This window comes from Amnibacterium setariae (assembly GCF_003581425.1).
Classification (GTDB): Bacteria; Actinomycetota; Actinomycetes; order Actinomycetales; family Microbacteriaceae; genus Amnibacterium; species Amnibacterium setariae.
This window is the reverse complement of the sequence record NZ_QXTG01000002.1, coordinates 632644-651502: the sequence shown is the minus strand read 5'-3', so window position 1 is coordinate 651502 and position 18859 is coordinate 632644. Positions and strand designations below refer to the sequence as shown.

Genomic DNA, 18859 nt, shown 5'->3' with positions numbered 1-18859 from the left:
GCGTCGATCACGGCCGTGGACGGACCGCGATCACGAGGTGACGCGCGGATGAACGGGGATGCACGACGGAGCAGCGTACGAAGCGCGGGACGCCGCGCGACGGCGACACCCGGGCTGCGCGGGGCGACGTGCCGGCGGGTCCGGCGGCCGGCGACGCGGCCGCCGGGACCCCTGCTCAGGACCGCGCGGCGACGGCGACCGGCTGCCCGGCGAAGGCGACGCGGACGAGATCGCCGGTCTCCGGGTGCTCGGCGGCCGCGTGCTGCACCGTGAGCGCGATGCCGGTCTCGAGCCGCACGACGGTCCGGCGGGCCGCACCGAGGAAGCTCGTCGACACGACGATGCCGGGCAGGCCGTCGGCCGCGAGGTGCACGTCCTCCGGCCGCACGAACGCGACGACCGGTCCGTCGGGCGTGGCGCCCGGCAGCGCCGGCAGCTCCTGCCCGGCGACCTGCACGCGGCCGTGCTCGAGCACGCCCTCGACCCGGTTGCTGTGCCCGACGAAGCCGGCGACGAACTCGGTCGCGGGTCGCAGGTAGAGGTCCTCGGGGGTGCCGATCTGCTCGATCGAGCCCGCGTTCATCACGGCGACGCGGTCGGCGACGGCGAGCGCCTCCTCCTGGTCGTGCGTGACGAACACCGCGGTGATGCCGGTCTCCTGCTGGATGCGCCGGATCTCGTCGCGCAGCTGCACGCGCACCTTCGCGTCGAGCGCGGAGAGCGGCTCGTCGAGGAGCAGCACGCGGGGGCGCGTGACGAGGGCGCGGGCGAGCGCGACGCGCTGCTGCTGCCCGCCGGAGAGCTGGTGCGCGTACCGCTCGCCGAGGTGTCCGAGCCCGACGAGGTCGAGCGCCTCCTGCACCCGGCGGTCGCGCTCGGCGCGGCCGACCTTCCGCATCTGCAGGCCGAACGCCGTGTTCTGCGTCACGGTCATGTGCGGGAACAGCGAGTACGACTGGAAGACCATGCCGATGTCGCGCTTGTGCACGGGCACCGACTCGATCTGGCGGCCGCCGATCCGCACGTGACCGGCGTCGATGGTCTCGAGGCCGCTGATGGCGCGGAGGGCCGTCGTCTTGCCGCAGCCGGACGGGCCGAGCAGGGCGACGAACTCGCCGGGGCGGATGTCGAGGCTGATCCCGTCCAGGGCGCGTGCGCCCGAGCCGTAGTCCTTCACGACGTCGACGAGCTCGACGGGCGTGCCGCGGACGACGAGCGAGTCCGCGGGCGTGGGGACGGTGGTGGTCATGACTTCCTCCGGCGGGGACCCCGCGTGATCGAGCCCGCCGTCGAGACGACGACGAGCAGCACGAAGACGAACAGCAGCGCGGCGAGCGCGAGCAGGGCGCCGACGTACGGGTCGGTCTGCTGCAGCAGCAGCAGCGCGGTCTGGAACGTGTTCTGCGAGAGCACGTTCGCGATGGTGAACTCGCCGAGCACGACGGAGACCGTCAGCAGGCACGAGGAGATGAGCCCGCGGCGCAGGTTCGGCAGCACGACCCGCCACACCGCGACGGGCCAGGACGCGCCGAGCGAGCGCGCCGCCTCCGTCAGCGTCGTGAGGTTCAGCGTGCCGATGTTCGCCTGGATCGGCCGGTACGCGTACGGCAGCACGATCACGCCGATGGCGAAGGACAGCGTCCACGGGTCGCTGCCGACGACCTGCTGCAGCACCTGGTAGACGGGCACGAAGCCGACGACGAGCACGATCGTGGGCACCGTGATCGGCAGGAGGCAGACGAACTCGAGCACGCGGTGCGCCTTCGGGTGGCGCAGCTCCGCGAGGAGCATCGCGGGTAGGAGCAGCAGGAGCACGATCGCGACCACGATGACGGCCAGGACGAGCGAGTTCTGGACGCCGGCGAAGAGGTCGCTGTAGTTCGACGACTGCGCCGGGTCGAACAGCGCGAGCCAGTGCACGAACGTGATGCCGGGCGAGCCGACCCGCTGCAGCGTGAACCATCCCATCGACAGCAGCGGGATCGCGAAGAGGAGCCCGACGACGATCAGCACCGCCGCGCCGGTCGCCTTCGCCGGCGTCGCGCCGTACCGGCCCCGGGCCGCGCGGCGGACGGGCGGCGTCGTCCCGGTGGGGGAGACGCCCGCGACGGGGGCGCCGCTCGCCGCGGTCATCGCTGCCACCGCCGGGTGCGCCGGTCGAGGGCCGCGCAGGCCGTCATGAGCACGGCCATGATCACGACCATCCCGAGCGCGAGCACGCCCGCCGTGTTCGCGACGCCGACGATCGTCTCGCTCGTGAGCTGCTGCCGGATCGCGAGGGTGATGATGCCGCCCTGCGAGATCAGCGCGGCCGCGGTCGCGTAGGAGGAGAACGCGTTCGCGAACAGCAGGATCAGGCTGCCGAAGAACGCGGGCGCGAGCACCGGCACGCCGACGCGGCGCCAGAAGTCGAGCCGCGTGCCGCCGAGGGTCGCGACGGCCTCGCCCCACTGCGGCCTGAGGCCGTCGAAGGCGGGCATGAAGGACAGCACCATCAGCGGCACCCCGAAGTACGTGTACGGCAGCAGCAGGCCGGCGACCGAGTACAGGAACGTGCTCGTGTCGAATCCGGTCAGCTGCTGCACGACACCCTGGACCAGCGTCTGGGCGCCGACCGTGGCGATGAAGGCGAAGGCGAGCATGACGCCGCCGAACTGCGCGAACACGCTGCTCGCGGAGTCGACGACGGCGCGGACCAGGCCGTCCGGCCGCGCGGCGCTCAGCGCCCAGCAGACGAGCGCGCCGAGCACCGCGCTGATCACCGCGGAGACCGCGGAGAGCCAGATCGAGCTCCAGAAGTTCGACGCGATCGTCCGATCGCCGAGCGCGGCGAAGTTCGCGAGCGTGGGGCGGCCGGACGCGTCGAAGAACCCGCTCGTGATCGCGACGACGCCGGGGACGGCGAGGAAGAGCAGGACGTAGACGCCGAACGGCGCGAAGCCGAGCCAGCCGACGCCGCGGCGCCGGAGGGTGGACCCTCCGGCGCCGCGGGTGCCGAGCCGCTCGGTCCCCGCGGGCACGGCTGCCGCGGAGGCCGTCGTACCCGCGGGCGACTTGGCGGTCGTGGTCATCGGGTCAGCCGATGGCCTTCGACCAGCCGGCCTTGAGGACCGACGCGGCCTTCGTGGCCTGGTCCGCGGTGAGCTGCACGAGCTCGGCGGGCGGCTCGCCGACCGACTTGAGCGTCGCCTCGTCCACGGTCTTCGCGTCCGTCATCGCCTTCAGCGTGGCGGGGTAGGCGCCGGCGGCGAGGTACAGGTTCTGCACCTCGGGGGAGTAGATGTACTCCTCCCACAGCCGGGCCGCGGCCGGGTTCGGCGCGTTCTTGTTGATCGACTGGTTGTAGTAGCTGCCGATCGCGGTGCCGGGCAGGACGACGGTCTTCCAGTTCGGGTTGCCCGTCGAGCCGCCGGCGGCGCCCCACGCGACGTTGTTGAACGACCACTGGATGACGACCGGGGTCTGGCCCGAGTTCACGGTGGCCTGCGTCGGCAGGACCGAGATCATGTTGCCGGCCTTCTTCAGCTTGCCGAAGAAGTCGATGCCCGGCTGCACGTCGTCGGCGCTGCCGCCGGACTGCGCCGCCGCGAGGTAGACGGCGCTGGCGGCCTCGTTCGCCTGCGTCGGGTCGCCCTTGATCGCGACCTTGCCCTTGTACTCGGAGCCGAGGAGGTCCTGCAGGGACGTCGGCGCCTTCACCTTGGACGAGTCGTAGCCGATCGACATCAGGCCCGTGTAGTCGTAGTACCAGAGGCCGTCTGCGTCCTTGTAGTCCGCGGGGATGTCGGCCCAGTTCGCCACCTTGTAGGGCGTGAACAGGTCCTTGTTCGCGTCGAGCACGGCCGTGCCGATGTCGACGACGTCGGGAGCGTTCGAGCCGGTGCCCTGCGCCTTGATGGCGGCGACCTCGTCCGCGGAGGACCCGTTCGGGTTCTGCGAGGTGATCGTGATCTTCGGGTACTTCTTCTCGAAGCCGGCGATGATCTTGCCGTAGTTCGCCCACGACGGCGGCAGGGTGATGACGTTGAGGCGGCCCTCCGCGTTCGCGGCGGCCTCGAGGCCCTTCAGGCCGCCGAAGTCCTCCGCCGAGGTCGCGGCCGCGGCCGACGCCTTCGGGATCGGCGCGCCGCTGCCGGCGGCGCCCGAGGCGCTGCCGGAGCAGGCCGCGAGGGACGCGGCGGTGATGCCGGCCAGCGCGAGGGCCGACGCGGCCCGCACGACGCCGCGGCGGGTGATGGTGCTGTGCATGTGGGGAGTTCCTCCTGGTGGGGGACGGCGTCGACGGGTGCCGGCGCCGGGTCGAGGGGCGCGCGTCAGGTGGTGACGAGCGCGGGCGCGGCGGCGCTCAGCACGTGATCGGCGACCGTGCGGCGCGCGAGGCCGAGCGCGGTGGTCATGCCGATGCCGGTGGTGACGGAGACGACGAGGAGGTCCGTCATCGGCTCCGCGACGAGGAAGGGCGCCTTCGGGCTGGACGCGTACACGCCGCGCCAGCGCCGGCGGACCGTGAGCGGGGCGCCGATCAGCCGGCTCACCTCGTCGAGGATCAGGGCGTCGGACCGCTCGTCCTCGAACGGGTCCTCCGTGATGCCGGAGTGATGGGTGTCGCCGATCACGAGGCGGCCGTCGGGCCGCTGCGTGAGCATGAGGTTGACGCCCTGCTCGAGCAGCGCGGGCGACGCCTCGGCGAGCTCGGCCCGCACGGCGGCGGCCGAGGGCTGCTGCGCGAGCCCGTCGTAGCGGAGCATCGAGCTGCCGGTGAGGACCGCGGGCGGCACGACGCCGACGGGCGAGTCCACCTCCATCATCCGGAGGCGGCAGCGGACGAGCCCGTGCACGTCGGCGACGTCGGGCAGGAACCGGTCGACGTCGTGACCGACCGCGAGCACCGTCTTCGCGGCGCGGAGCACGCCGCGGGTGGTGCGGACGACGCCGGGGTCGAGCGCGAGCACGTTCGTGCGCCACAGGAACTCGACGCCGAGGCGCTCGAGGTGCGCGGCGACGACCGCGACGGCGGTGGTCGGGTCGACGCGGAGGTCCGCGGGCAGGTGGGCGGCCGCGACGAGCCCCGGCACGGCGAAGCCGAGCAGGTCCTCCGCGCGGCCGGCGGTGAGCGGCCGGACCGCGTCGCCGCGCTCGGCGGCGAACTCCTCGAGGACGCGGGCCTGTGCGTCGGTGCGGGCGACGACGGCCGTGCCCGTGCGCTGGACCCGCAGCTCCGCGTCGGACGCGAGCCGCAGCCACTCCTCCCGCGCGACGAGGGCGAGCTCGAGCACCTCGCCCGCCTGCGCGGTCGTGCACACGTGGCCGAAATTGCGGACGCTCGCGCCGACGGCCCGCTCGTCGCGCTCGACGACGACGACGCGGAGCCCGGCGCGGACGGCGTGCCAGGCGTGCGCGAGGCCGACGACGCCGGCTCCCACGACCACCAGGTCCGCGCTGCGTTCCATCACGAGCCGTGAGTGTGCTGTGTCGCGGAGGTCCTCACGGCGGATTCCGAGCAGTGCTCACGGACCGTTCGCCTGCCGGTCACCGGGAGCGGGCCGGACGAACTCGGGGTGAACAGCAGGGGCTCCCGGGGAGACCGGGGCGAGCGGGACGACAGGATCCTCCGTCGTGACGATCCGCCTCGCCTCGCTCGACATGGCCGGTACGACGATCGACGAGGGCGGCGCCGTGTACGCGGTGCTGCGCGAGTCGGTCGAGCGCGCGACGGGCCAGGACGTGCCCGACGACCTGCTGTCGCGGTGGAGCGGCACGGACAAGCGCGAGGCGATCGTCGGGCTGCTCGTCGCGCTGCACCAGGACGTGCGGCAGGCGGACGCCGTCTTCGCCGCGTTCTCCGACGACCTCGCGGCCGCGTACGAGGCGGACCCGCCGGTCCTGCTGCCCGGGGTGCGGGAGGCGGTCGCGCAGCTGCGGTCGGACGGCGTCCGCGTCGCGCTGCAGACCGGCTACCGCCGCGAGGTCGCGGAGGGCCTGCTCGACGCGGTCGGCTGGCGGGTCGGCGCCGACGTCGACGCCCTGGTCACGGCGGAGGACGTGACCGCCTCCCGGCCCGCGCCGTACCTCGTCTTCCGGACGATGGAGGCGACCGGCGTCGTCGACGTGCGGGAGGTGCTCGTCGCCGGCGACACCGTGAACGACGTCACCGCGGGCACGCGCGCCGGCGCCCGCTTCGTCGTCGGCGTGCTCACGGGAGCGCACACGGTCGCCGAGCTCGGCGCCGCTCGGCACACGCACCTGCTCGCGAGCCTCGCCGACGTCCCGGCCCTGCTCGAGGCCGAGGCCTGACCCCTCCCGGGGCCCTCCGCTGCTGATACGGCGGAGCGCTCCGCCGGATCAGCAGCGGAGCGCCCCGCCAGGGGGCCTCAGGACTCGATGTCGGTGAAGAGCGCGGTCACCTTGCCGTGCGCGGCGCCGAAGAACGCGGGGAAGAACTCGCCGCCCTCCGCGGACGACGTCGCGGCCGACGCCGCGTCGTAGCCGGGGAAGTACAGCAGCAGGGAGCGGTGCGCCGGCGTCGGCGACCCGTCCTCCTTCGGCCAGACCTTCCCGGACTCGAGGCGCTCGAGGCCGGGCAGGGCCCGCGCCTTCTCGAGCAGGCTCGGCCACTCCGCGTCCAGCGCGGCGTTGTCGTCCTGGTTGTCGACGATGAGCTCGATCTTCGTTGGCATGAGGACAGCAGACCACTCCGGGGCCGTCTCCGCATCCGGTGCCGCGCAACGCGGCGTCACGGGTCGGCGTCGGGCGATCACCCCAGTGCGCGAGCGAGCAGATCGAGCAGGACGTCGTAGCCGTCGGCGTCGAGGTGCACGCCGTCCGCGCCCGCCGTGGCTTCCCGCGGGATCTCGACGACGGTCGCGCCGACCCGAGCGGACGCCGCACGGACCGCGTCCGCGTAGGGGGCGCGGTCGACAGAGGTCCGGATGAGGGTCCGACCCGCGGAGCGCTGCCGCGCCTCGTCGACCTCGGGTGGGAGCAGCACGATCACCCGCCCGAGTCGCAGGCGGTCGAGCACTGCGCCGACGGCGCGCGTGAACCTGTCGAGCGGCACGCGCTTCCATGGCGCGTAGTCGTTCGTGCCGACGCTGAGCACCGAGACGTCGCGCGGCAGCACGGGATCCGGCTCGACCCCGCTGAGCACGTCGAGGACGGAGGACCCGCCGACGGCGCGGTTCACGATCAGTGGACGGTCGGGCTGCGTCTCGCGGAGGCGGTCCGACGCGGCCTGGTCGAGCTTCGCGAGGTGGCTGTCCCCGAGGAGGACCACCCGTCGTCGTGCTGCGGGCGCGAGGAGGTCGCGGTAGACCTCGGGCAGCGCGATCTCGTCGAGCCGGTCGAGGCGGTGCCAGGCGAGCGCACCGTGCTCCTCCGACACGACGAGCGGCGCGTGCTCCACGAGCGCGCAGGCGTAGCCGAGGACGAGCACGTACCGGTCCGGCAGCACCTCGAACCTGCGCGCGCCGAGGAGTGTCGTCACGACGACGTGCAGCCCGGTCTCCTCCTCGACCTCCCGCACCACCGCGGCCGCGGGCTCCTCGGCGCGCTCGACCCGACCGCCCGGCAGCTCCCACTCGTCGCGGTCGTTGCGGCCGAGCAGGACGGCCCCGTCCTGGATCACGATCGCCTTCGCGGACACGGGCCACAGCACGGTCGGAGCCTACGGACGACGCCGGTATCGGCGGCTCAGACGTGCTCGACGCGCCTTCCACTGAGCGGGAAACACCTGGTCCTGGTCGGGAAGCAGTGTCAGTGGCCCGTGGTGGGATGCAGGCATGAACCGGAACGCCGAGGCGCTGATCGAGCAGGCGGGCGCCTACGCGTCCGTGTTCGATCGCGTCGCCGCGGGCGGCCGGTTCGACGGTGCCTCGTCGGAGGGGGCGATCCGGCTCGTGTCCGATCAGGAGCTGCTCCGCGCGGCGGGTGAGGCGTCCCGGCTGGTGCGGCTCGCGCAGGCCGAACAGGCGCGCATCGCCGGCGAGATCGCGCGTCGGTCGGAACCCCGCGACGGGTCCTCGCTCGCGAAGCGGATGGGCGCGTCCGGGCCGGCGGCGCTCGTGGCCGAGGTCACCGGGACCACCCGCGCGCAGGCGGGCACCGCCGTCGCGTCCGGCACGGCGTTCCGGTCCCGCGAGAGCCTGACGGGGGAGGCGCTTCCCCCGGCGTTCCCGCAGGTCGCCGAGGCGTTCGCCGCGGGCCTCCTCGACCCCGAGGTGGCGGCCGCGATGCGTCGCGCGCTCGCGAAGGCGGCGCCCGGTCTCGCTCCCGACGAGGCGGACGAGCTGGAGCGGCAGGTCCTCGAGATCGCGCTGCAGGGCTGGGCCGCGGACGACGTCATCGGCTGGTTGAAGCAGGCCCCCGGCATGGCGCACCCCGAGGGCGGCGCGCCCTCGACCGCCGAGCCCGCCCCGCTGCCGTCGGTCACGCGGAAGGTGCTCCGCAACGGTCTGGTCCGCCGGGTGCTCGACCTCGACGCGCTCACCGACGGGTTCCTGAAGACCGCGATCGACGCGAACACCGCGATGAAGCGGACCGTGATCGCCGTGCCCGACGACCCGGCCGCCGACCCGGACGCGGAGGACCGCCGCCCGCTCGCGCAGCGCCGCGTCGACGGCGTCCACCGCCTGGCGAAGAAGGCCGTCCGCGTCGACGACGGCCAGGTCGGCGGCACCGCCGTCACGATGCTGGTGACGATCACCGAGACGGCGCTGCGGACCGGCCTCGGCGCCGCGCAGCTGCCGGACTGCGGCACCGAGATCTCGGCGGGCGTCGCCCGCATGCTCGCGGCGGACGCCGAGATCATCCCCGTGGTGCTCGGCGGGCAGTCGCAGCCGCTCGACCTGGGGCAGGGGCGCCAGTACTTCTCGGAGGCGCAGCGGCGGGCGATGGCGGTCCGCGACGGCGGCTGCGCCGGCCCGCTCTGCGACGCCCCGCCCTCCTGGTGCGACGGCGCCCACCTCCGCCCCGCCGGCTACCGCCCGACCTCGAGCGACAACGGCCTGCTCCTCTGCTGGCGGTGCCACCTCCTCCACGACGTGCACGGCTGGCAGGTCGAGCGGGAGGACGGCAGATGGTGGTGGACCCCGCCGCCGTGGATCGACCCGACCGGACGCCGGCGGCCGGGCGGCCGCATCCCGCCGATCGACCTCTATGCGTGACAAACCGCGAGGATCGACCCGTGCCTGTGATCCGCTTCGCCAGCGACCGCGACCTCGACCGCCTGGCGGACGTCGAGGACGACGCCGACCGTCTGCTCGTCGAACACCTGCGGCCGGACGAGTGGGACCGTGCCGCGAACGGCCGCGCACGTGCCGAGCGGCCCGGGTTCCTGCTCGTCGCGGCGGAGACGGATGACGGCGAGCCGGTCGGGTTCGCGCACGTGCTCGAGGAGGACGGCGCCCACCTGGAGCAGCTCGCCGTGCGTCGATCGCACGGCCGCCTCGGCATCGGCACCGCCCTGGTCCGTGCCGCTGCCGCCGAAGCGGCCCGGCGCGGCCACAGCCGCGTCACGCTGCGGACCTACGCCGACGTCCCCTGGAACGCACCCTTCTACGCCCGGCTCGGCTTCGTCGAGTCCGAGCCGGACACCGCGTACCTCCGGGACCTCGCCGAGACGGAGGGCCGGATCGGCCTCGACCGTTGGGGGAGGCGCCTGCAGATGACGGCGACGGTGAATCCGCCCCTCCGCGTGCGCGCGATCCATGCCGACGACGAGTCCCGCTGGCTCGAGCTGTACGCCGGGTACCGCGCGTTCTACCGCCTGCAGGAGGACGCGCAGGCGGTCGCGACGACCTGGTCGTGGGTGCGGGACGGGCGGCACGGCCTGCGCGGGCTCGTCGCCGTCGACGAGACCGACCGACCCGTCGCGCTCGCGAACCTCCGCGTCTTCGCCCGGCCGTCGACCGCGACGCTCGGGCTGTACCTCGACGACCTGTTCACCGCGACCGAGGCCAGGGGGAGCGGCGCCGCGACCGCGCTGCTCCGCGCCGCTGCGACGATCGCCGCGAAGGAGGGCGCGAGCGTCGTCCGCTGGATCACGGCGAGCGACAACGCGACCGCTCGGGCGGTCTACGACCGGGTCGCGACCGCGACGCCGTGGGTCACCTACGACCTCGCTCCGGCGCCGGGGGACGACGTCCGCGACCCGCGCTAGGCTCGCCGCGATCACCTTTAACGGACCGTCCAGTGAGGCGGGGAAGGAGGTCGGATGACGCTGCGCACCCTGCTGCAGGCGGATGACGTCCGGCGCGCGATCACGCGCATGGCCCACGAGCTCGTCGAGCACGACCCCGACGCGGAGCGGCTCGTGCTGCTCGGCATCCCGACCCGGGGCGCCGTCCTCGCCCAGCGGCTCGCCGCGCAGATGACGCGCATCGCCGGGCGCGAGGTGCCCGCGGGCGTCCTCGACACGACGCTGTACCGCGACGACCTCGCCGGGCAGCCGACCCGCCCCACACGGCGCACCGAGATCCCCGTCGACCTCGACGGCGCGACCGTCGTCCTCGTCGACGACGTCCTCTACTCCGGCCGCACGGTCCGCGCCGCCCTCGACGCGGTCACCGCCTTCGGCCGCCCCGCGGTGGTCCGCCTCGCGGTGCTCGTCGACCGCGGCCACCGCGAGCTGCCGATCCGGCCCGACTCCGTCGGGCGCAACCTGCCGTCCGCGAAGACCGAGCGGGTGCGCGTCACCCTCACCGAGGTCGACGGCGACGACGCGGTCACGATCGAAGGGGGCGAGCAGTGAGCGACCACCTGCTGTCCACGAAGGGCTTCACGCGCGACCGGGCGGTCGCCCTGCTCGACGTCGCCGAGGACATGGCCGACACGCAGCGCCGGCAGGTGAAGAAGCTGCCGACCCTGCGCGGGACGACGATCGTCAACCTCTTCTTCGAGGACTCCACGCGCACCCGGATCTCGTTCGAGGCCGCGGCGAAACGCCTCTCCGCCGACGTGATCACCTTCAGCGCGAAGGGGTCGTCGGTGTCGAAGGGGGAGAGCCTCCAGGACACGGCGCAGACGCTGCAGGCGATGGGCGCGGACGGCATCGTCATCCGCCACTCGTCCTCCGGCGCCGCGCACACCCTCGCGACCAGCGGCTGGACCCGCGCGGGCGTCGTCAACGCCGGGGACGGCACCCACGAGCACCCGACGCAGGCGCTGCTCGACGCGTTCACGATCCGCAAGCGCCGCCACGGCGACGACTCCCGCGGCCGCGACCTCGACGGCCTGCGGGTCGTGATCGTCGGCGACATCCTGCACAGCCGGGTCGCCCGGTCGAACGTCTGGCTGCTCACCGCGCTCGGCGCCTCCGTGCACCTCGTCGCGCCGCCGACGCTGCTGCCCACGCACACGGAGGGCTGGCCGGTCACGACCGGCATCGACCTCGACGCCGCCGTCGACGACGGCCCGGACGCGGTGATGATGCTGCGCGTGCAGCGGGAGCGGATGACCGAGGCGTTCTTCCCGACCGCGAAGGAGTACGCCTCCCTCTACGGCCTGTCGGTCGCCCGCGCGGACCGGCTGCCCGCGACGAGCCTCGTGATGCACCCGGGGCCCATGAACCGCGGGCTGGAGATCGCCGGCGCGGTGGCGGACTCGCCGCGGTCGACCGTGCTCGAGCAGGTGCAGAACGGGATCGGGGTGCGCATGGCCGTCCTCTACGACGTGCTCGCAGGGGACCGGGCGGCATGAGCGCCTACGTCATCCGGGGCGCTGCGCTCGCCGACGGCACCTGCACCGACGTCCGCGTCGACGGCGGCGCGATCGTCGAGCTCGGCTCGCTCCCGCCCGCCGCGGGGGAGCGGACGATCGACGCCGACGGCCTGCTGCTGCTGCCGGGCTTCGTCGACCTCCACACCCACCTCCGCCAGCCCGGCGGGGAGGGCGCGGAGACCGTGCTCACCGGTTCACGCGCCGCGGCCGCGGGCGGCTACACGACGATCCACGCCATGCCGAACACGACGCCGGCCGCCGACGGGCCCGGCGTCGTCGAGCAGGTCGCGGCGCTCGGCGAGGAAGCCGGCTACGTCGATGTGCGCCCGATCGGCGCGGTGTCGAAGGGGCGGCAGGGGGAGGAGCTCGCGGAGCTCGTCGCCATGGCCCGCTCCCGCGCCCGCGTGCGGGTGTTCAGCGACGACGGCTCGTGCGTCGCCGACCCGCTGCTGATGCGCCGCGCGCTCGAGTACGCGCGCATCGTCGACGGCGTCATCGCGCAGCACGCGGAGGAGCCCCGGCTCACCGCGGGCGCGCAGCTCCACGACGGCGCGGTCGCCGCCGACCTGGGGCTGCAGGGCTGGCCGGCCGTCGCCGAGGAGGCGATCATCGCCCGCGACGCCCTGCTCGCCGAGTCGACCGGCTCGCGCCTCCACGTCTGCCACGTCTCGACGGCCGGCAGCGTCGAGGTGGTCCGCTGGGCGAAGGCCCGCGGCATCCGCATCACGGCGGAGGTCACCCCGCACCACCTGTGGCTGACGGACGAGGCCGCGCGCGGCTACGACGCCCGCTTCAAGGTGAACCCGCCGCTGCGGACCGAGGAGGACGTGACGGCGCTCCGCGCCGCACTGGCCGACGGTACGATCGACGCGGTCGCCACCGACCACGCCCCGCACCCGGCGGAGGCGAAGCGCAGCGAGTGGTCCGCCGCCGCCATGGGCATGGTCGGGCTCGAGACCGCGGTGCTCGTGGTGCAGGCGGCCGTCGTCGAGACGGGCCTGCTCGGCTGGCCGGAGGTGGAGCGCGCGATGTCGAGGCGCCCCGCCGAGATCGGAGGGCTCGTCGACGCCGCCCGGCCGATCGCCGTCGGCCGCTCGGCCGACCTGGTGCTGCTCGACCCCGCCGCGCGCCGCCGCCTGTCGGTCGACGACCTCGCGGGTCGCAGCACGAACTCGCCGTACCTCGGGCAGGAGCTGCCCGGCCGCGTCGTCGCGACCGTGTTCCGCGGCGCCCCGACCGTGCTCGACGGCCGCCTCCGCGAGCCGGAGGAGGTGGGCGCGCCGTGGTGAACCCCGTGTCCGTGGCGATCGTGGTCGCGCTGCTCGTGCTGGCGCTCGCCGGCATGGCGTGGAGCTGGCGCCGCCGCCGTCGGGCGCAGCGCGGCCTCGCCCTGCCGCCCGTGCCCTCAGGGCTCGCGGCGTCGGGCCCCGCGGTCCGGGGCCTGCTCGTCGCCACCACGTTCGTCGACCGGCCGCTCGACCGCGTCGTCGCGGCCGGTCTCGGCTTCCGCGCCCCGGCGACGCTGACGCCGACCGCCAGCGGCGTGCTCGTCGAGCGCGCCGGCGGCGACCCGTTCCTCGTGCCCGCCGGCGGCGACGCCGGGACCGCGAGCTGGGCGCTCGACAAGGGCGTCGAGCGCGACGGGCTCACCGTGCTCGCCTGGGCCCTGCAGGGCGCCGACGGCGCCGAGGTGCCCGTCGAGTCCGCCTTCCGCCTGACCCCCGACGCGCAGGCCGCCCTGCTCGCGACCATCCGACCCGCCGACCAGGAGGTGCCCCGTGCCGACAGTTGACCCCGCCGTGCTCGTGCTCGAGGACGGCCGCCGCTTCCCCGGCCGCGCCTGGGGCGCCCGCGGCCGCACCTTCGGCGAGGCCGTCTTCACGACCGGCATGACCGGCTACCAGGAGACGCTGACCGACCCGTCCTACGCGGGCCAGATCGTCGTCATGACGGCGCCGCACGTCGGCAACACCGGCATGAACGACGAGGACCCGGAGTCGCGCCGCATCTGGGTGTCGGGCTACGCCGCGCACGCGCCGAGCCGCGTCGCGTCCAACCACCGCTCGCAGCGCACGCTCGACAGCGACCTCGAGCGCGACGGCATCGTCTCGATCTCCGGCATCGACACCCGCGCCGTCACCCGTCACCTCCGCGACAAGGGCGCGATGCGCTCCGGCATCTTCTCCGGCGCCGACGCGGCGCTCGACGCGGAGGAGCAGCTCGCGCTCGTGCGGGAGAGCCTGGAGATGAGCGGCCGCAACCTCTCCGCCGAGGTCTCGACCGCCGAGACCTACACGGTGCCCGCGCGCGGCGAGCGGATCGGCTCCGTCGCGATCCTCGACCTCGGCATCAAGGCGGCGACGATCAACGCGCTCGCGGGTCGCGGCTTCGACGTCCACGTCGTGCCCGAGTCGACGACGATCGAGGCGCTCTACGCGCTCGAGCCCTCCGCCGTCTTCTACTCGAACGGCCCCGGCGACCCGGAGGCGAGCGAGCACCACATCGGGCTGCTGCGGGAGGTGCTGAACCGCCGCACGCCGTTCTTCGGCATCTGCTTCGGCAACCAGCTGCTCGGCCGCGCGCTCGGCTTCGACACCTACAAGCTGCCGTTCGGCCACCGCGGCATCAACCAGCCGGTCGTCGACCTGCGCTCGGGCCGCATCGGCATCACCGCGCACAACCACGGCTTCGCCGTCGACGCCCCGCGCGGCGGCCCCGTCGAGACCCCCGCCGGCTACGGCCGCGCGGAGGTGACCCACGTCGACCTGAACGACGACGTCGTCGAGGGCATCGCCTGCCTCGACCTGCCGGCGTTCTCGGTCCAGTACCACCCGGAGGCGGCGGCCGGCCCGCACGACGCCGACGCCCTCTTCGACCGCTTCCGCGACATGGTCATCGCGGAGCGCGACCGCGGCGAGGCCGCGGCGATCGCCGTCGAGCAGACCCCGACGAACGGAGCCTCCTGATGCCCAAGCGCGACGACATCCGGAGCGTCCTCGTCATCGGCTCCGGGCCGATCGTCATCGGCCAGGCGGCCGAGTTCGACTACTCCGGCACCCAGGCCTGCCGCGTGCTGCGGGAGGAGGGCGTGCGCGTCATCCTGGTGAACTCGAACCCGGCGACGATCATGACCGACCCCGACTTCGCCGACGCGACGTACATCGAGCCGATCACGACGCCGGTGCTCGAGGCGATCATCGCGAAGGAGCGCCCGGACGCGGTGCTGCCGACGCTCGGCGGCCAGACGGCGCTGAACGCGGCGATCGCGCTGTCCGAGGCGGGGATCCTCGACGAGTACGGCGTCGAGCTGATCGGCGCGAAGGTCGACGCGATCCGCCGCGGCGAGGACCGCCAGATCTTCAAGGACCTCGTCATCGAGGCCGGCGCGGAGGTCGCCCGCAGCGCGATCGCCCGCAGCGTCGAGGAGGCCCTCGCGTACGCGGAGGACCTCGGGTACCCGATGGTCGTCCGCCCCTCCTTCACGATGGGCGGCCTCGGCTCCGGCTTCGCGCACACCCCGGAGGAGCTCGTGCGGTTCGTCTCCCAGGGCGTCGCGGCCTCCACGGTCGGGGAGGTGCTCCTCGAGGAGTCGATCCTCGGCTGGAAGGAGTACGAGCTCGAGCTGATGCGCGACCAGGCCGACAACACGGTCGTCGTCTGCTCGATCGAGAACGTCGACCCGGTCGGCGTGCACACCGGCGACTCGATCACCGTCGCGCCGGCGATGACGCTCACCGACCGCGAGTACCAGCGGATGCGCGACATCGGCATCGACATCATCCGGCTCGTCGGGGTCGACACCGGCGGCTGCAACATCCAGTTCGCGGTCGAGCCGACCACCGGCCGGATCATCGTGATCGAGATGAACCCGCGCGTCTCCCGCTCCTCGGCGCTCGCGTCGAAGGCCACCGGCTTCCCGATCGCGAAGATCGCCGCGAAGCTCGCGATCGGCTACCGCCTCGACGAGATCCCGAACGACATCACGAAGGTGACGCCCGCGAGCTTCGAGCCGACGCTCGACTACGTCGTCGTGAAGGTGCCCCGGTTCGCGTTCGAGAAGTTCCCGGCCGCCGACCCGGAGCTCACGACGACCATGAAGTCGGTCGGCGAGGCGATGGCGATCGGCCGCACCTTCGGCGCCGCGCTGCAGAAGGCGCTGCGCTCGCTCGAGAAGCGCGGCAGCTCCTTCCACTGGCAGGGCGAGCCCGGCGACCGGGCGGCGCTGCTCGAGGAGATCCGCACGCCCACCGACGGCCGCATCGTGCAGGTGCAGCAGGCGTTCCGCGCCGGTGCGACCGTCGAGGAGGTCTTCGAGGCGACCGCGATCGACCCGTGGTTCCTCGACGCGATCGTCGCGATCGGCGAGCTCGCCGAGCAGATCCGCGCGGCGGACGCGCTCGACGACGACCTCCTGCGGCTCGCGAAGGAGGAGGGCTTCTCCGACGCGCAGCTCGCGGAGCTGCGCGGCACGACGGAGGCCGAGGTCCGCGCCGCCCGGCACGCCGCCGGCGTCCGGCCGGTCTACAAGACCGTCGACACCTGCGCGGGGGAGTTCCCGGCGCTCACGCCGTACCACTACTCGACCTACGACGCCGAGACGGAGGTGGAGCCCTCCGACGCGCGGAAGGTGATCATCCTCGGCAGCGGCCCGAACCGCATCGGCCAGGGCATCGAGTTCGACTACTCGTGCGTGCACGCGGCCTTCACGCTGAAGGACGCCGGCTACGAGACGGTGATGATCAACTGCAACCCGGAGACGGTGTCGACCGACTACGACACCTCCGACCGGCTGTACTTCGAGCCGCTGACGCTCGAGGACGTGCTCGAGGTCGTGCACGCCGAGTCCGCGTCGGGCGAGATCGCGGGCGTCATCGTGCAGCTCGGCGGCCAGACCGCGCTCGGCCTCGCGAAGGGGCTGGAGGCGGCCGGTGTGCCGATCCTCGGCACCTCGCCCGCCGCGATCGACCTCGCGGAGGAGCGCGGCCTGTTCGCGTCGATCCTCGAGGACGCGGGGCTGCAGGCGCCGAAGAACGGCACCGCGGTCGACGCGGAGACGGCGCTCGCCGCCGCCCGCGGCATCGGCTTCCCCGTGCTCGTCCGCCCCTCCTTCGTCCTCGGCGGCCGCGGCATGGAGATCGTCTACGACGAGCCGAGCCTCGTGTCGTACTTCGACCGGATCGCCGGGCAGGCGATCGTCGGGCCCGACCACCCGCTGCTCGTCGACCGGTTCCTCGACGACGCGATCGAGATCGACGTCGACGCGATCTACGACGGCGAGCGGCTCTGGATCGGCGGCGTGATGGAGCACATCGAGGAGGCGGGGATCCACTCCGGCGACTCCTCCTGCACCCTGCCGCCCGTGACGCTCGGCCGCGAGGTGATCGACCAAGTGCGCCGCGCGACCCTCGCGATCGCCGAGGGCGTCGGCGTGCGCGGCCTGCTCAACGTGCAGTTCGCGGTCGCCGCGGGCGTGCTCTACGTGCTCGAGGCGAACCCCCGCGCGTCCCGCACCGTGCCGTTCGTCTCGAAGGCGCTCGGCGTGCAGGTCGCGAAGGCCGCCGCGCGGGTGATGGCCGGCGCCTCGGTCGGCGAGCTGATCGAGGCCGGGCTGCTGCCGGAGCGCGACGGCAGCGACGTGCCCGCCGACGCGCCGGTCGCGGTCAAGGAGGCGGTGCTGCCGTTCAAGCGGTTCCGCACCCGCGACGGCCAGGTCGTCGACAGCCTCCTCGGCCCCGAGATGCGCTCCACGGGCGAGGTCATGGGCATCGACCGCGACTTCCCGCGCGCGTTCGCGAAGAGCCAGGACGCCGCCTACGGCGGGATGCCGGAGGGCGGCCGCGCGTTCGTGTCGGTCGCCGACCGCGACAAGCGCTCGGTCGTGCTCTCCGCGCTGCGGCTCAGCCAGCTCGGCTTCGACCTGCTGGCCACCGAGGGCACCGCGGAGATGCTGCACCGCAACGGCATCCCCGCCGAGGTGGTCCGCAAGGTGAGCGACGCCGAGCAGGTCGGTCCGGACGTGGTGGAGCTGATCCGCCGCGGCGAGATCGACGTCGTCGTCAACACGCCGAGCGGCCGCAGCGCCCGCGCGGACGGCTACGAGATCCGCGCCGCGGCGGTCGCAGCCGACAAACCCCTGTTCACGACGGTGGCTCAGCTCACGGCCGCGGTGGCGAGCGTGGACGCGATTCGGGCAGGATTCGATGTGACTCCGCTCCAGGAGTACGAGCGACGCCGCAGCACCCCTGCCGGCGGGAAGGCGGTGCGCTGATGGTCGACACCTTCGGCGACCGGCTCGCGAAGGCCTTCGGCGACCACGGTCACCTCTGCGTGGGCATCGACCCGCACGAGTACCTGCTCGCCGAGTGGGGGCTGCCGGTCTCGGCCGTCGGCGCCCACGAGTTCGGCCTGCGGGTCGTCGAGGCGTGCGCGGGCCGGGTCGGGATCGTGAAGCCCCAGGTGGCGTTCTACGAGCGGTTCGGGTCGATCGGGTACAAGGTTCTCGAGGACGTGCTGAAGGAGGCGCGCGACGCCGGGCTGATCGTCGTCGGCGACGTGAAGCGCGGCGACCTCGGCTCGACGCTCGAGGCGTACGCGCAGGCCTGGCTCACGCCGGGCTCGCCGCTCGAGGTCGACGCGATGACGATCAGCGCGTTCCAGGGCTTCGGCGCCCTCCGGAGCCCGCTCGACCTCGCCGCCCGCTACGGCAAGGGTCTCTTCGTGCTCGCCGCGACGTCGAACCCGGAGGCGCTCGCCGTGCAGACGGCCGAGATCAAGCGGGAGGCGCAGAGCGGCAAGACGCTCGCCGGCGCCCTCGCCAGCCGGGCCGTGAACTGGAACCGGACGCACTCCGAGGGCAAGGCGATCGGCTCGATCGGCGTCGTGCTCGGCGCGACGGTCGACTTCCTCGACTACGGCATCGACCTCGCGCAGCTCGCCGAGGGCCCTGCCGTCCCGATCCTCGCGCCCGGCTTCGGCTACCAGGGCGCGCAGTTCGCGGACGTGAAGCGGCTCTTCGGCGTCGCCGCGGGCACGACGATCGTGACCGCGTCGCGCAGCATCCTCGCCTCCGGCCCCGCGGGCCTCGGCGAGTCCATCGCGCGGCAGTCCGAGCTGCTCGGCGAGGCGATCGCGTGAGACGGGGGCA

The 18859-nt window shown here is 73.8% G+C and carries 17 protein-coding genes; 10 read left to right on the top strand and 7 right to left on the bottom strand.

From position 1 onward, the window contains the following. Window positions 1-175 precede the first annotated feature (175 nt). The 5 genes from D1781_RS11055 to D1781_RS11035 all read right to left on the bottom strand — a co-directional run bounded on the left by D1781_RS11055 (window position 176) and on the right by D1781_RS11035 (window position 5450). Window positions 176-1249 (bottom strand): ABC transporter ATP-binding protein, encoded by a 1074-nt coding sequence (locus D1781_RS11055; RefSeq protein ID WP_119482346.1) that lies wholly within the window; start codon window positions 1247-1249, stop codon window positions 176-178. Continuing rightward, on the bottom strand, window positions 1246-2133 hold the full coding sequence (locus D1781_RS11050; RefSeq protein WP_119482345.1) for an ABC transporter permease: 888 nt from the start codon (window positions 2131-2133) through the stop codon (window positions 1246-1248). The genes D1781_RS11055 and D1781_RS11050 overlap by 4 nt, the downstream gene beginning before the upstream one ends. Continuing rightward, window positions 2130-3071, bottom strand: a complete 942-nt coding sequence (locus D1781_RS11045; RefSeq protein WP_119482344.1) for an ABC transporter permease — start codon at window positions 3069-3071, stop codon at window positions 2130-2132. Before D1781_RS11045 ends, D1781_RS11050 begins: the two co-directional genes overlap by 4 nt. 4 nt (window positions 3072-3075) lie before the next feature. Beyond that, window positions 3076-4248 (bottom strand): ABC transporter substrate-binding protein, encoded by a 1173-nt coding sequence (locus D1781_RS11040; RefSeq protein WP_119482343.1) that lies wholly within the window; start codon window positions 4246-4248, stop codon window positions 3076-3078. 65 nt (window positions 4249-4313) lie between these two features. Next, the gene (locus D1781_RS11035; protein ID WP_119482342.1) at window positions 4314-5450 is read right to left on the bottom strand and encodes a TIGR03364 family FAD-dependent oxidoreductase; all 1137 of its coding nucleotides are present in this window, start codon (window positions 5448-5450) and stop codon (window positions 4314-4316) included. A 166-nt stretch (window positions 5451-5616) separates the two neighbouring features. On the opposite strand from D1781_RS11035, the gene D1781_RS11030 reads away from it, so the two are divergent. Further along, window positions 5617-6294 carry a phosphonatase-like hydrolase gene (locus D1781_RS11030; RefSeq protein ID WP_119482341.1) on the top strand — a complete coding sequence of 226 codons (678 nt, stop codon included), beginning with the start codon at window positions 5617-5619 and terminating at the stop codon, window positions 6292-6294. Window positions 6295-6371: 77 nt separating this feature from the next. Here the strand turns inward: D1781_RS11030 and D1781_RS11025 are convergent, their stop codons facing one another. Both D1781_RS11025 and D1781_RS18120 read right to left on the bottom strand, forming a co-directional pair. Beyond that, window positions 6372-6677 (bottom strand): EthD family reductase, encoded by a 306-nt coding sequence (locus D1781_RS11025; RefSeq protein ID WP_119482340.1) that lies wholly within the window; start codon window positions 6675-6677, stop codon window positions 6372-6374. 77 nt (window positions 6678-6754) lie between these two features. Continuing rightward, the gene (locus D1781_RS18120; protein ID WP_119482339.1) at window positions 6755-7654 is read right to left on the bottom strand and encodes an NUDIX domain-containing protein; all 900 of its coding nucleotides are present in this window, start codon (window positions 7652-7654) and stop codon (window positions 6755-6757) included. Between the two features lie 124 nt (window positions 7655-7778). On the opposite strand from D1781_RS18120, the gene D1781_RS11015 reads away from it, so the two are divergent. From D1781_RS11015 to pyrF, 9 genes are read left to right on the top strand one after another with little or no spacing between them, the layout of a single operon-like run. Then, window positions 7779-9161: an HNH endonuclease signature motif containing protein gene (locus D1781_RS11015; RefSeq protein ID WP_119482338.1), complete on the top strand. Its 1383-nt coding sequence runs from the start codon at window positions 7779-7781 to the stop codon at window positions 9159-9161. Window positions 9162-9181: 20 nt separating this feature from the next. After that, on the top strand, window positions 9182-10156 hold the full coding sequence (locus D1781_RS18115; protein ID WP_325048819.1) for a GNAT family N-acetyltransferase: 975 nt from the start codon (window positions 9182-9184) through the stop codon (window positions 10154-10156). A gap of 54 nt (window positions 10157-10210) precedes the next feature. Continuing rightward, entirely contained in the window at window positions 10211-10747 is a 537-nt protein-coding gene (pyrR, locus tag D1781_RS11005) for a bifunctional pyr operon transcriptional regulator/uracil phosphoribosyltransferase PyrR (protein ID WP_119482336.1), read from the top strand. Then, window positions 10744-11694: an aspartate carbamoyltransferase catalytic subunit gene (locus D1781_RS11000; RefSeq protein WP_119482335.1), complete on the top strand. Its 951-nt coding sequence runs from the start codon at window positions 10744-10746 to the stop codon at window positions 11692-11694. The genes pyrR and D1781_RS11000 overlap by 4 nt, the downstream gene beginning before the upstream one ends. Beyond that, on the top strand, window positions 11691-13004 hold the full coding sequence (locus D1781_RS10995; RefSeq protein ID WP_119482334.1) for a dihydroorotase: 1314 nt from the start codon (window positions 11691-11693) through the stop codon (window positions 13002-13004). The genes D1781_RS11000 and D1781_RS10995 overlap by 4 nt, the downstream gene beginning before the upstream one ends. Then, window positions 12998-13507, top strand: a complete 510-nt coding sequence (locus D1781_RS10990) for a PH-like domain-containing protein (RefSeq protein ID WP_119482333.1) — start codon at window positions 12998-13000, stop codon at window positions 13505-13507. Before D1781_RS10995 ends, D1781_RS10990 begins: the two co-directional genes overlap by 7 nt. Continuing rightward, on the top strand, window positions 13494-14681 hold the full coding sequence (gene carA, locus D1781_RS10985; RefSeq protein WP_119482332.1) for a glutamine-hydrolyzing carbamoyl-phosphate synthase small subunit: 1188 nt from the start codon (window positions 13494-13496) through the stop codon (window positions 14679-14681). The genes D1781_RS10990 and carA overlap by 14 nt, the downstream gene beginning before the upstream one ends. After that, window positions 14681-17983: a carbamoyl-phosphate synthase large subunit gene (carB, locus tag D1781_RS10980; protein ID WP_119482331.1), complete on the top strand. Its 3303-nt coding sequence runs from the start codon at window positions 14681-14683 to the stop codon at window positions 17981-17983. Before carA ends, carB begins: the two co-directional genes overlap by 1 nt. After that, the gene (pyrF, locus tag D1781_RS10975; protein ID WP_119482330.1) at window positions 17983-18849 is read left to right on the top strand and encodes an orotidine-5'-phosphate decarboxylase; all 867 of its coding nucleotides are present in this window, start codon (window positions 17983-17985) and stop codon (window positions 18847-18849) included. Before carB ends, pyrF begins: the two co-directional genes overlap by 1 nt. Window positions 18850-18859: the final 10 nt, after the last annotated feature.

What these genes read in the sequence shown, in the direction of transcription:
- D1781_RS11055 (WP_119482346.1), bottom strand. Translation starts at nt 1,249, where the DNA reads ATGACCACCACCGTCCCCACGCCCGCGGACTCGCTCGTCGTCCGCGGC.
- D1781_RS11015 (WP_119482338.1), top strand. Translation starts at nt 7,779, where the DNA reads ATGAACCGGAACGCCGAGGCGCTGATCGAGCAGGCGGGCGCCTACGCG.
- pyrR (WP_119482336.1), top strand. Translation starts at nt 10,211, where the DNA reads ATGACGCTGCGCACCCTGCTGCAGGCGGATGACGTCCGGCGCGCGATC.
- D1781_RS10995 (WP_119482334.1), top strand. Translation starts at nt 11,691, where the DNA reads ATGAGCGCCTACGTCATCCGGGGCGCTGCGCTCGCCGACGGCACCTGC.
- D1781_RS11045 (WP_119482344.1), bottom strand. Translation starts at nt 3,071, where the DNA reads ATGACCACGACCGCCAAGTCGCCCGCGGGTACGACGGCCTCCGCGGCA.
- D1781_RS11040 (WP_119482343.1), bottom strand. Translation starts at nt 4,248, where the DNA reads ATGCACAGCACCATCACCCGCCGCGGCGTCGTGCGGGCCGCGTCGGCC.
- D1781_RS11050 (WP_119482345.1), bottom strand. Translation starts at nt 2,133, where the DNA reads ATGACCGCGGCGAGCGGCGCCCCCGTCGCGGGCGTCTCCCCCACCGGG.
- pyrF (WP_119482330.1), top strand. Translation starts at nt 17,983, where the DNA reads ATGGTCGACACCTTCGGCGACCGGCTCGCGAAGGCCTTCGGCGACCAC.
- D1781_RS11035 (WP_119482342.1), bottom strand. Translation starts at nt 5,450, where the DNA reads ATGGAACGCAGCGCGGACCTGGTGGTCGTGGGAGCCGGCGTCGTCGGC.
- D1781_RS11025 (WP_119482340.1), bottom strand. Translation starts at nt 6,677, where the DNA reads ATGCCAACGAAGATCGAGCTCATCGTCGACAACCAGGACGACAACGCC.
- carB (WP_119482331.1), top strand. Translation starts at nt 14,681, where the DNA reads ATGCCCAAGCGCGACGACATCCGGAGCGTCCTCGTCATCGGCTCCGGG.